Below are 12,588 nucleotides of genomic sequence, written 5' to 3' on the forward strand. Positions count from 1 at the left end.
CCCCCGGACCCGTCGGCCGCGCCGCCCGGCGGCCCGACGCCCCGGGAGGAATTCGCCGCCGACCTGACCCGGCTGAGGGAGGAGGCGGCCCTCACCGTGCGGGTACTGGCCACACGCGTGGAATCCCCCGGCGCGCACACCACCATCGGCGGCTGGCTGGCCGGGCAGAGCCTCCCGTCGCTCGGCTCGCTGCCGCTGTTCCGGCGGGTGCTCGAGGAACTGGGCGTCAAGGAGCCTGCGGAGACCGCCCGCTGGCTTGAGCGACTGGCCGACCTGCGCCGGTCGCGCACCCCGCGAGCGGCCCGCGGCGTGGTGCCGTACCGGGGGCTCGCCCGGTTCGAGGAGCACCACGCGGACTGGTTCTTCGGCCGGGACCGGCTGCGGGACGCGGTCGTGGAGCGGCTGCTCGCCGAGGGGCCGGACTTCCCCCACCTCCTGGTCGGCGCCTCGGGCTCGGGCAAGTCGTCGCTGCTGCGGGCCGGGGTCCTGCCGGTCCTGCGCGCGGCGCACCGGTTCGTCCCGTGCCTGCTGGCCCCGGGGCGGGCCCCGGCGTCGGAGCTGGTCCGGGCCGTACGCACCATGACGTGCGCCGCGGACTCCGCGGTGCGGACGGCGGTGGAGGCAGCGGCCGCCCCCGGCGCGGCCGCCGTACCGGACTCCGCGGCCGGGCTCGCAGCCCACCTGCGGGACTGGGCCGAAAGCCGCGACGTCCGCGTCCTGGTGGCCGTGGACCAGTTCGAGGAGGTCTTCACGGTCTGCCGGGAACCCGCCGAACGGGAGCGGTTCCTGGGCTTCCTGGCCGCGCTTCCTTCCTCCCGCGTCCACGTCCTGGGTGCGCTGCGCGCCGACTTCTACGCCCAGGCCCTCCAGGAGCCCGCCCTCGGCACCGCCCTCCAGCGCGGCCAGATCGTGGTCGGGGCGCTCACCACCGACGAGATCCGCAGCGCAGTGCACGGACCGGCTGCCAAGGCCGGGCTCGCCGTGGACGAGGGCTTCGCCGACCTGCTGGTCGCGGACCTGCGGGACTCCGGCGCGGGCGGGCTGCCGCTGCTCTCGCACGCCCTGCTGTCCACCTGGGAGCGCGGCCGCGGCAGCGTCCTCACCATCGCCGACTACCGGGCGGGCGGCGGCATGTCCGCCGCGGTCTCGGCCAGCGCGGAGGAGGCGTACGCCGCACTCAGTGAGAGCCGGCGCGACCTCGCCCGAGCCCTGTTCCTGCGCATGGTGACGGTCGGGGACGGGGTCCCTGACACCCGCAGGGTGCTGCCGCTGCCCGGCCCCTCCTCTCCCGCGGACGACGGGCGCGACGAACGCGCCGAGCAGGTGTACGAGGTGCTGGAGTGTTTCGTGGACCGGCGCCTGATCGGCCTGGACGGCGAAGGCGCCCGGATCACGCACGAGGCTCTCCTCACCGCCTGGCCCCGCCTGCACGGCTGGATCGAGGCCGACCGCGCCGGACACCTGGTGTGGCAGGACCTGGCGCGCGACGCGGAGCGCTGGCGGTCGGCCGACCGGGAGCCCTCGCTGCTCTACCGCGGTGCCCGGCTGGCGCTGGCCGCCCGGTGGGCCGAGCGCGGCGGCCGTGCCCGGGAACTCACCGACACGGAGCGCGGGTTCCTCGTGGCGAGCCGGACCGCGGAGGAGCAGCGGGCCCGCCGCGACCGGCAGCACGCCCGGCGGCTGCGGCAGCTGCTGGTCCTCCTCACCGTCCTCGCGACCCTCGCCGGCTGCCTGGCCGCAGTGGCGCTGGTGCAGCGGCGGGACGCCGAACAGCAGCGCAGGACGGCTCTGTCCCGGCTGGTCGCGGCCCGCTCGGAGCGGCTGCGGGGCAGCGACCTCGCCCTGGCCGCCCAGCTCAGCCTGGTGGCGTACCGGACCGCACCGACGGCGGAGGCGCGGGCGGCGCTGACGGACGCCTCGGCGATGCCGGCGGTCACCCGGCTGCTGGCGTTCCGCGGTGTGGTGCAGGCGGTCGCCCTCAGCCCGGACGGGCGGACGCTCGCGGCGGCAGGACTGGACCGCACGGTCGCTCTGTGGGACCTGCGCGACCCGGCGCGGCCGCAGCGCCTGGACAAGCCGTCGCCGCCGTTCGCGGACACCGTGTACGCGCTGGCGTTCAGCCCCGACGGCGGGCTGCTCGCGGCGGGCGCGGGCGACGGGACCGTACGGGTGTGGGAGCCGGCCCGCGGCGCCGCCGCGGCAGCCTCGCCGGCCGCCGCCACCTCGCCGGGCGGGGGCGGCGCCGCCGGGACGGTGTTGCCGGGGCCCTCGTCCGCCGTGTACGGGCTGGCGTTCGCCCCGGACGGGGCCCGGCTGGCCGCCGGGTCCGCCGACGGCGGGGTGTACGTGTGGGAGCGCGCCGCGGACGCCCGCCCGGCGGCGCCCGCACCGGACGGCACCGGCACCGGCACCGGCCCCGGCACCGCCGTCGGCAGCGGTGCGGGAGCCGGCACCGGCGGCTTCGGACCCGCCCGCCGGCTCGGCGGGTCCGACGGGCCCGTCCACTCGGTCGCCTTCCGGCCCGGCGGCCCGGCCGTGCTCGCGGCGGGCGGGGCGAACGGCGCGGTCCGGCTGTGGGACGCCTCCGGCAGCGGCGGGCCGGTGCCCAGGGAGCAGCCGCTGACCGGGGCCGGCGGGCCGGTGTTCGGGCTGTCGTTCAGCCCCGACGGCCGCCGGCTGGCGGCCGGCAGCCAGGACCGGTCCACCCGGCTGTGGACGGTACCCGGCCCCGCGGACGGTGCGCCGCCTCCCCCCGACGTCCTGGCCGGGGCCCCCACGGCCGCGGACGGGCCCGCCAGCTATGTGAACGCGGTCGCGCACAGCGCCGACGGGCGGTGGCTGGCCACCGGCAGCGCCGACAACCGGGTGCGTCTGTACGACGCCGCCACCCGCACCTCCCTCGGCTCGTTCCCGCACCCGGGACCGGTTACCTCCCTGGCGTTCCTGCCGGACGGGCAGGGCATGGTCAGCGGCGCCGCCGACGGCACGGTACGGATCTGGCGGCTGCCCGCGCGTCCCCTGCACGGCGTGCAGGGCACCGTCAACGCCGTCGCGTACAGCCCGGACGGAACGCTGCTCGCGGTCGCGGGCCGCGAGGTGCACCTGTGGGACGTCCGCGATCCGTGGCTTCCCCGCCCGGTGGGCACGCCCCTGGCCAACCCGACCGGCTACTCGGGCACGCTGTCCTTCACCCCGGACGGCCGCACGCTGGCCGTGGGCGGCCGCGACGGCAAGGTGTGGCTGTGGGACACGAGCCGTCCGGACCGGGCCGCACCGCGCGGCGAACCGCTCGCCGGCGGCACCGGGACCGTCCAGTCCGCGGTGTTCTCGCCGGACGGCCGGACCCTGGCGGTCGGCAGCGAAGGCCGTACCGTCCGGCTGTGGGACACCCGGGACCCGGACCGGCCCCGCCCCGCGGGCGAACTGACCGAGCCGACCAACTTCGTGTACTCGGTGGCGTTCAGCCCGGACGGCCGGCGGCTGGCCGCGGGCACCGTCGACAAGCAGGTGCTGGTGTGGCGGCTGCCGGCGGGAGGCGGCGCCCCGCACGCGGAGGCCACGCTCCGGGGACCGGGAAGCTACGTGATGTCCGTGGCCTTCAGCCCGGACGGGCGGACGCTCGCCGCCGGCACCGGCGACCGGGACGTGTGGCTGTGGAGGTTCGACGGCACGGCGGACGGCGGGCGTCCGGTGAGCGCCGGACCCCCGCTGGCCGGCCCCAGCAGTTACGTCTACGCGCTCGCCTTCGCCCCGGACGGCGCGACCCTGGCCGCCGCGAGCACCGACAGCACCGTCTGGCTGTGGGACACCTCCGGGGCCGGCCGCGCCGGATCGCAACCGCCGCAGGCCCGGGCCGTCCTGAGCGGTCTCGGCGGCAAGGGGTACGCCATCGCCTACAGCCCGGACGGGCGTTCGCTGGCGGCCGGCGGCTCGGCCCCGGCGGCGCTGGTGTGGAGCACCGGTGCCGAGGACGCCGCCCGGCACGTCTGCGAGCGGGCCGGCTCGCCGATCACCCGGGCCGAGTGGGCGTCCCTGCTCCCCGGCCTGCCGTACGCACCGCCCTGCCCCTGACCTCCCTCGGCCCGTACGGAGTTGTACGGAGCTGCGTCCGGACCCGTCCGACCTGCGGCGTTGCCCTTCCGCCGGGCGGATCCGGTCGGGCTTGCTGGTGGGGCGCCGCCGGAACGACCGAGCACAACCCGGGCGGCGGATCCGACCACCACGACGCGAAGGAGCACCACCATGCGACGCTTCACCAGCAGCCTGCGGACCCGGACGGCTCTCGCGGCGGCCGCCGCGGGCCTGGCCCTGACCGGCGTTCTCGCCGGCGCCGGCGGGGCCGAGGCCGCCGGCAGCTACATCTCGTCCAACAGCGGCGGGGCGAACGTCCGCTCCTGCGCCAACACCGGCTGCGGCTCGTACGGGTACCTCGTCAACGGCACCGGAGTGGGCATGCAGTGCTGGCTGGACAGCCAGTGGGTGTACCCGCCGAGCTCCAACTACGCCTCCAACCGCTGGTTCCGGGTCTCCAGCCCGGTCGGCACCGGGTACGTCCACTCGTCGCTGGTCGCCGGACAGACATCCGTGCCGCACTGCTGACCGACACGCCCGCAGCGCACGTCCGAGGGCCGCTCCGGATTCTCCGGGGCGGCCCCTGCGTCCGTGCCGGCGCCGACCGGGCAAGCTCCGGGCGACAAGGGCCACGACTACCCGGCCTGCGGCAACGGCTCCGCCGCCGCGGCATCAAGTCCCGTGGCCTGCTTGCCGGCGCCGGCCCACGTGCCACCAACTCCCATGAACTGTGACGGACTTCCGGAAAGTGCCGAAGACCGCCGCTGGATCACTTCGCCGGGGACGTTTCCCCCGGGCCGGTCCCAGCTTTTCCCCGGAGGCCGCCCTCTGGCGATCCTGCTGACCGCCCGGTGCCGGGTAGGGCAATCCCCCGGTCAGCGAACCGTCCGGTTCGGGACGGGCGGCGCCGGCCCGTCCGAGGGGCCACACACGAACCATTTGAAACCCGAACAATATTTATTGCATATTTTTGCAACCTAGGGGGTCGGGAAACGCCTCCCAAGATGAGGACCCACCCGTTCTGCCCGCCCAGGGCAGCCGCACTGTTCGGAGCGAAGTTCGTGCACGATGACCCGCAGTCGCAGCAGCCCCGGCGATCCCGCAAGAAGGTGTGGATCGGCTCCGCGGTGGCCGTGGCCCTGTTTGTCGGCGCCGGCGCCGGGTTGATCCACTGGAGGACGGACTGGTTCGACGGGAACGGCGAGTCCGTCAGCTACGGAAAGCCCCCTGCCGGAGCGGACAAGGAGACCGGCGGCGGGAAGCAGGCCTCCGCGCCGAGCGCGGACCCGGACGTGTCCCTCCCCACCGGTCCGTTCGTCGACTTCAAGCAGACGGTCAAGCTGGACGACGGCACCCGCATATCCAAGGCCCGGGTGAAGGGCGCCAAGTCCGGCTTCGAGGGCAGCGTCTGGGTGTGGACGCCGAAGGAGTACGACCGCCCCGAGTACGCGAAGAGCGCCTTCCCGGTCATGATCGCGCTGCCCGGAGGCAACGGGAACGCCGACAACTACTGGGCGACCATGCCGAAGCTGGGCCTGCAGAAGGCCGTCGCCGAGGGCGCCGAAGCCGGCAAGAGCCTCCCGTTCATCCTGGTCATGCCGATCCTCAACCCGGACGCCAAGTATTACTACGACGGCTCCGACATCCCCGGCCAGGCCAAGATGGGCACCTGGATGGGCGAGGACGTACCCGACCTCGCCCGGGCCAACTTCCGCACCTACAAGTCCCGTGACGGCTGGGCCTTCATGGGCAACTCCTCCGGCGCCTTCGTCGGCCTCAAGCAACTCCTGCAGAAGCCGGACCGCTTCCGGGCCGTCATCGCCAACGGCGGCGAGATCGTCCCGGACTCCCCGCTCTGGAAGGGCCACCAGGCGGAAATGGACGCGAACAACCCCGAGAAGCTCGCCCAGAAGCTGATCAACGGCAAGGGCCCCGAGGTGAACGTCCTCTTCCAGTACGGCACCAAGGAGGGCGGCCGCGACCGGATGGAGAAGTTCCAGCAGGAGTTCGGCAAGGGCCCGATCAAGGTCACGATCCACGAGATCCAGGGCGGCGACCACAACGGCTGGGACTACGTCCGAGGCATGAAGGAAGGCCCCCTGGAACAGCTCAGCAAGCTGCTGAAGGGCCCGAAGCCGCAGTAGGGCAGGTGCGGAAGGCCTCGGCGCGGTTCCTGGTCGCACCGGCCGCGACCGGCGCAGCGCGCCTGATGACGGGCCGTCCACCCGGCGCCGACCCGCCCCGGCCGAAACCGCCGACGGGCGCCCGCTGCCGTTCAGGCAGGATGGGCGGATGAGCAGCCCTTCACAACAATCCGCCGTCGGCTGCGAGCCGGCCCCGGCCCGCCATGACGACACCTGCGCACCCGTTCCGGCGCGGGCAGCCGGGCTTGACGGGGCTGCCGCGGAACGGCTGCTTTCCGAACTCGCCCCGCTGCCGCACCGCCAACGGGTGTGCGCCGCCGTCGACCACGTCCGCGCACTGCCCCCGGCCGAAGTGCCCGGCCTCCTCGGCGTTCTCGCCGACCCCGACCGGCAGGTTCCGCACGTCCGCGCCCTCGCCCTGATCTGTGCCCGGTCCGTGCCCACCGATCCAGCGCACGGCGCCGGCCTCACCGCCGTGCTCACCGCCGGCCTGACCGACCCGCACCGGTACGTGCGCACCCAGGCGTTGACGGCCCTCGCCGCCGGACTGATCACCCCCGATCCCGAGCTCCTCCTCGCCGACCACGTGACCGGGGCTGCCCGCCGCGATCTGATCGGCCGGCTGCGGCGTCCGGCCGCCGATTCCGCGGATCCCGGCGCCATCCGCCGTCTCGCCGACGCGCTCGTGGAACCGCTGCGCGAGACCTGGGGGGACCACGAGGCGGCCCGCCTGCTGCCGGGCTGCTCCGCGGAGACGGTGCGCCGTCTGCTGCCCCTCCTGCACCACGTTCTGGCATGCTGGCCCGCCCTGACCCGTCGGCACCCCATGGTGGTGTGGGAGTGGCTGGCCAGGGAGGCGGAGTCCCTCCCGGAGGCAGCGCGCGAGGAGTGGTGGCGGTTCCGGGCCGCGCCGGCCCTCACCGCGCTGGCCGCCGTCCAACCGGTCCGGGTCCTGGACCTGTTCGCGCTCCACGGACCGGCCCGGCTTCCCCCCGGGCTCCTCCCGCACCTCCCCCGCTTCCTGACCCACGCCCCTCGGCGGGTCGCCCGGCTGTGGCGGGAGGATCGGCTCGACCTCGTCCTGACCTCCCTCACCGATGCCGCCGCACGGCGATTCGTCCGCTCCCTGCCCGAGGACGAACTGCTCGCCACCGTCCGGCATCCGCGCTCCACCGTCACCGTCCTCACGGCCGTGCTCGGCGCGCTGCCGCCCGGCCGGCGCGGCCCTGTCCTGGACGCGACCCGCAGCCACAGCCCGCGCGGGGCAAGGCTCGCGCGCACGGTGTCGGCAGCCTCCGGCCTCGAACGTCCCCCGATACCCCAGGACCTGCTGCGGCTGCTGCCCTGCCGTACCGCCGCACCCCACGTCCGGCACGCCCTCGCGGCCGCCCGTGAGCGCGGCGCGACGCCGGCCGAGCTGTTCCTTCTGCGCGGGCTGCTCCCCTACGAGGACGCGGCCCCGGCGCTGCTCGCCGGAACCCGCCGGTCCGACACGGACGAGCGGGGCGCGGCCTGGCGGGCACTGGTCGCCTGTGCGGCACGCTCGCGCCGCCCCGCCGCAGTGGCCGAGGTGGTGGCGGAGCTCGCCGAGCGGCTCCGCTCGGAACAGGACCCGGTACGGACCCAGGCCCTGGGCGCGCTGTCGAGCGTGCCGCCCGGACTGTTCGCCGAGGCCACGCCTGCGGCGCTGCACCGGATCGCCACGGACACCCTGGAGGCCCGCGACCGCTCGTTCGGCTCCCTGACGGCCCTGGCCACCCTCGCCCGCCGGGTGGCCTGCGCTCATGGCGTGCGCCCCGGACCACCGGGCGCGCCGCTCCTTGCCTGGGCCGTCCAGACCCTGCTGCGCACGGACGGGGCCGGACACAGCCCCGCCTCCGGCGCCCACACGCTCGGCACGCTGCGCCGCAAGCCGCCGGCCGGGGCGGTCGAGGCGCTGGTGGGCGGGCTGCGCCCGCTCGTGACCGCCGCCCTCGACGCCGGTGACCCCGCTCCCGTGCTCACCCTGGCCGAGACCCTCGCCGACCTGGGCGGGAGCGGCGGCGCCGCCCGTCGTGGAGGCCGCAGCCGGCCGGAGGGGACGCCGTGGCTTTGGAAGGCCGTCGAACGGGTCCTGACCGGCACGTCGGATGAGCGCGCGGCCCGCCGCAGCGCGGACCTGTGGCTCGCGCCGGCCACCCTGCGGCGAAGCCGGGTGCGTGCCCTGCTCGCCGCGGAGCCGAGTGCGATCGCACTGCCCCGGGTCGTCGAGACGGTCGCCAGGGATGCGGACGACCTGCTGCCCCTGCTCCTCGCGCACCCCCTCGACGCCCCGCCCGCCGGCCGCTTCCACCCGGTCGAGCACATCGGCCGCCCCCACGAGCGGTATCCGCTGCCGCCGGTGGTGCGGGCGGCCCACCGCTGGACCGGCGCCGCCTGCGCGGCCGTCGCCGACTGGCTGGTGGCCGGCCTGCGCACCCGCCACCCCGACGCCGGGACGGCCACGGACGGGGTCGGGGGCGCCGACGTGCCCGGCGATGCCCTGCTGCGCGCCCTGGCCGCCGTCCCCGGTTCCGCCGGCATCGCGGAGGTACGCGCCCTCGCCACCGCCCGGGACGTGGCCACGGCCGAGGCGGCGCTGGCCGCGCTCCCGTACGCGGACCGCCCGGCGCTCGTCCTGCCCGACCTGCTGGCGCGAGCGGCCGACGACAGGGCCCGGGTGGCGGTGTACGCGATCGGTCGGGTCTGCCCCCACGTGGCGCCCAAGGACCTGGCCGCGCGTTTCCGGCCGGTGCTGGCCCGCAGCGAGGGTTCGAAGGTGACCAGCCGCAAGGAGATCGTGCGGCTGGCCGCCGACCGACTGCCCGCCGCCCTCGCCGGTGAGGCGCTGGTCGCCGCGTTCACGGCCCCCGGGCAGCACCCGGACGTACGGGCGGCGGCAGCGACGAGGGCGGCCGCCCTCACGGCCCTGGAGCCGGTCGCGGCCTGCCTGGACGACATCGCGCGCCGAGGCTCCGCCTCCGAACGGGCTGCCCTGCTGCGGGTCTCCCCGTGGCAGCTTTCGGGGCCGGCGCGACAGCGCTACGCGGCCCTGGTGAACGTGGTCTGCCACAGCCTGCTGACGGCCTCCGGGGCCGTTCACGCCGAAGGGGCCGCGTCCACGGCGGCGGACAACGGCCAGGAGGACGGCCCGACACCACAGCAGACGGCCGAGACCTGCCGGGTCCTGTACCGGTGGGCGCAGGCCGAGCCCTCGACCGTGCACCTCGGGCTCCTGCCCCGGCTGGTCGCCGACCCGCGCGCTGCGGGCCCGGTGTGGGGGGCGGCCGCCGTGACCATGGTCGACGCGGCCCGGCAGGACCCCGGCGGCGCGGGAACCGTCCTCACCACGCTGCTCGCCGAGCTGCTCGGCGCCGGCGCGGGAGAGCCGCACCACGCCGCGGTCCGGCACCGGGTCGAGGCGCTGACCCGGGAGCTGGAACGGTGGGCGGGACAGCGGCTGCCCGACGCCTGCCGCCCCGTCTGGGAGCGGGCGTGCGCCCTGCTCGTCGCGCAGGACGCCACGCTCCGGCTCGGCACGGGCCTGCGCACGACCCTGGGACCCGGCGCCGGTTCGGACCACGAGGCCTGGTTGCGCAAGCAGGCCCGGCTGGTCCGGGACCGTCCGCTGCTCGCGGCCCGGACCGCCCGAGCGGAGGCCCGCCGCGCCGGCCGGCCGACCGCGAGCGGCCTTCGCGCGGACCTCGCACGGGCCCGTTCGGCCGCCGCCCCGGACGCCCTCTTCACCGGCCTGTACGCGCTCGCGCGCGCGGAGGAGGAGCTGGGAGCGGCCCGTTCCGTCGGCGGCGACACCGCCACGGCCATGACCGCCCTGACCGAGCTGTGCGGCCACCCCGCGCCGGACGTCCGGGACGCGGCGGCCGAGGCCGCCGGCCGGCCCTGAGCAGGGCACGCGGCGCACCGCGAAGCACGAGCCGGGGAAACACCGGCGAAGGTCGCGGCGCCCTTCAGGCGCCGCGACCTTCGGTGAGTCCTCCTCGTCTCCGGCCGGCCGCTCGGGTCACACCGCGAGCTCTACGGTGGAGCTGCCCGTGGGGCTCTTCACGACGGGCTTCTGCCGGTCCGCGCACTGCTGGGGGGTGTCGATTCCCAGGCAGAGGACCGATCCCCGGGGAACAGTGACGGTGCCGTCGCCCTTCGGCAGCGGCTTGCCGTCGACGCACAGCCCCGGGAGGCCCTTCGGGTCGTTGCAGTAGCTCTCCGGAACCACTCCGGACTCGGAGTCCGTCGACCCGGACTGCTCCCCGCCCTCAGCGGGGTCCTTCTGATCGGGGCCTTCGTTCTCCGTGTTCCCGTCCTCGTTCCTGTCTTCGCGCTCGTCGTTCTCGTAGCCGCTGGCGCCGCGGTCAGCCGAGAGGGTGGGGGTGACCGTGTGCGGCGTCGCCGGGGCGGCGAGCGCACTCGTGGGCAGGAGCGCGCCTCCTGCCGCCAGCGAAGCCGAGGCGGTGAACAGCACGAGACGCCGGGTGCGGGAGGTACGAGACATGAGGGGATCTCCTACGTGGGGGGAAGGGGGAGGGCCCACCGGTTCTGCGTGAACCCATGTCTCAAGTAAGCCCCGGCGGCCGAACCCCGTCATGCCCCTGCATCTCGGGACTTGACGGACCCCGGAACGCCTGATCCGCGGGACGGCAACCTGCTGCCGCCCCCGGCCACGGGTGCCGCCTGCCGGGCGGCCTGACACGGCGGGCCCCCGGTACGCACGGCACCGGTCCGGCAGCCGGCTGGGCCGCTCCCGGGCAATGACGACGTACTTCCTGCTCGTGGACTGCGGTGGACTTGCGGCACGAGATCGAGATCCACCGCATGACCGGGCGGGTGGTCGAGTGCCCGATCGACCGGCCGCGCGGAACGCAGTGCCGCCGAGTTCGATCCGCCGATCCAGCCCACCGACGGAGTCGGCGATCATGGACTTCGGCAGACGAAAGGAATGGGGCCATGGGGAACCTGGAGATGAGCACCGGCGACATGCGGGCCGTGATCCGGCTGCTGACGGCGGTGGAGCGGACACCGGAACAGGACCGCGTCCTCGGCATGGCGCGGGAGCGGTGTGCGCAGGTCGACACCCGCTTCGAAGACCAGGGCATCACGCTGGGCGTGCCGGTCGCACAGGCACTGGAGGAACTGCTGGAAGGCAGTCCCAGCGCAGACATGGAGCCCGGCTACACGTATGCCTTCCAGGCGCTGGTGGCAGTGAACTTCTCCGACACCTATGACCTCGGCTACTGGCGGCGGCCGTCCTGGTTCCACACCGTCGACGAGGAGATGACCCGCAACGGGGTGCCGGCCGACCTCGCGCCGGCCGCGCTCCTGTTCGGCGGTCCGCCGCTGCGGCTCCCGCATCCGGGCGACGCGGTGCCCTGGATGGGCACCTTCCCGGCTTCCCGGGCCGCCGAGTTGGTCGAGGCGTACGAGGCGGTCCTCGACCGGCTCGACCCCGAAGTACGCGAGACGGCGGAAGTGCTGCTGGAGCCCATGCGGGTCGAGGCCCACGAGTGGGAGGTGACGAAGAAGGCGGGCCGTACCGAGGACACCGTCTTCTTCTGGCTCCACTGAGCGTCAGAGGCGGGGACTTGGGGCCGTCGGCTCGCTGGGCCGCAGGCAGCGCCGCGGCTCCGGGGGCGGCCCGGGCACGGAAGGCCCGCCGGGGCGGGAGAGGATGTCGCACATGACAACGCAGACGCCGATCACCAGCATGGACCTCGCCGGTTTCACCGAGCGGGATCCGGGGGTGTGGACCGACGCCCGGGGGCTCGTTCTCTCCGTCCACTTCTTCGGTCTCGTACCGGACCTGCCCGCGCCGATCGAGGCGGCCGACCGGCTCCGGTACGGCCTGGCCAGGTCCGTCTCCGCGGCCGGTGCGGGCCTCATCGAGGCAGTGGTCGGCCAGGTGGACACGCTCCCGGCGGTCCGTCAACTCGTCAAGGTGCCGCTGCAGAACAGGCGGGGGCAGGCCTTCCTGGCCTCGTGGACCATACCGCGGGCCGGGTGCAGCACGGTCGTCAAGGTCCAGGCGGCAGAGGGCGCGTTCACGGGGATGAGGGAGGCCGTGCTGCTGGCCGAGGCCGGCCCGGAGCGCTTCTTCACGCCGCACCCGTACGGGCCGGACATCGCCGGGGGGCTGCCGTACCACATCGGAGACCTGGAGCAGTGGGACGCGCGGTTCCCCGACCATCCGCTGACCCTGGTCCGGGCCGAGCTGAACCGGATCGCGCCCACGGTGGCGCTCCACCCCTCGTTCAAGGCCCTGCCGCCGTTCGGCCACGCCGAGCCCCCGCAGCCCCACGCCGCCACCTGAGCGGATGCCGGCCGCCGCCGCGGCGGGCGGGCGAGT

The 12,588-nt window shown here is 75.5% G+C and carries 7 protein-coding genes; 6 read left to right on the plus strand and 1 reads right to left on the minus strand.

Features of this window, described 5'->3' with window-relative positions; translation table 11 throughout:
- The 4 genes from HYE82_RS04995 to HYE82_RS05010 all read left to right on the plus strand — a co-directional run.
- A partial coding sequence (locus tag HYE82_RS04995) for a WD40 repeat domain-containing protein (protein ID WP_179172689.1) occupies positions 1 to 4,071 on the plus strand: 4,071 nt, incomplete at its 5' end.
- Between the two features lie 171 nt (positions 4,072 to 4,242).
- On the plus strand, positions 4,243 to 4,599 hold the full coding sequence (locus HYE82_RS05000; protein ID WP_179172690.1) for a hypothetical protein: 357 nt from the start codon (positions 4,243 to 4,245) through the stop codon (positions 4,597 to 4,599).
- A gap of 533 nt (positions 4,600 to 5,132) precedes the next feature.
- Positions 5,133 to 6,215, plus strand: a complete 1,083-nt coding sequence (locus HYE82_RS05005; protein WP_309144198.1) for an alpha/beta hydrolase-fold protein — start codon at positions 5,133 to 5,135, stop codon at positions 6,213 to 6,215.
- 148 nt (positions 6,216 to 6,363) lie between these two features.
- Positions 6,364 to 10,137 (plus strand): hypothetical protein, encoded by a 3,774-nt coding sequence (locus HYE82_RS05010; RefSeq protein WP_179172692.1) that lies wholly within the window; start codon positions 6,364 to 6,366, stop codon positions 10,135 to 10,137.
- 117 nt (positions 10,138 to 10,254) lie between these two features.
- Here the strand turns inward: HYE82_RS05010 and HYE82_RS05015 are convergent, their stop codons facing one another.
- Positions 10,255 to 10,740 carry a hypothetical protein gene (locus tag HYE82_RS05015; RefSeq protein WP_179172693.1) on the minus strand — a complete coding sequence of 162 codons (486 nt, stop codon included), beginning with the start codon at positions 10,738 to 10,740 and terminating at the stop codon, positions 10,255 to 10,257.
- A gap of 452 nt (positions 10,741 to 11,192) precedes the next feature.
- Between HYE82_RS05015 and HYE82_RS05020 the strand changes: the two genes are divergently transcribed.
- The gene (locus tag HYE82_RS05020) at positions 11,193 to 11,810 is read left to right on the plus strand and encodes a hypothetical protein (RefSeq protein ID WP_179172694.1); all 618 of its coding nucleotides are present in this window, start codon (positions 11,193 to 11,195) and stop codon (positions 11,808 to 11,810) included.
- Positions 11,811 to 11,922: 112 nt separating this feature from the next.
- Positions 11,923 to 12,552, plus strand: coding sequence for a hypothetical protein (locus HYE82_RS05025; protein WP_256986927.1), 630 nt, complete (start codon positions 11,923 to 11,925; stop codon positions 12,550 to 12,552).
- Positions 12,553 to 12,588: the final 36 nt, after the last annotated feature.

Source organism: Streptomyces sp. BR123, assembly GCF_013401435.1.
Classification (GTDB): Bacteria; Actinomycetota; Actinomycetes; order Streptomycetales; family Streptomycetaceae; genus Streptomyces.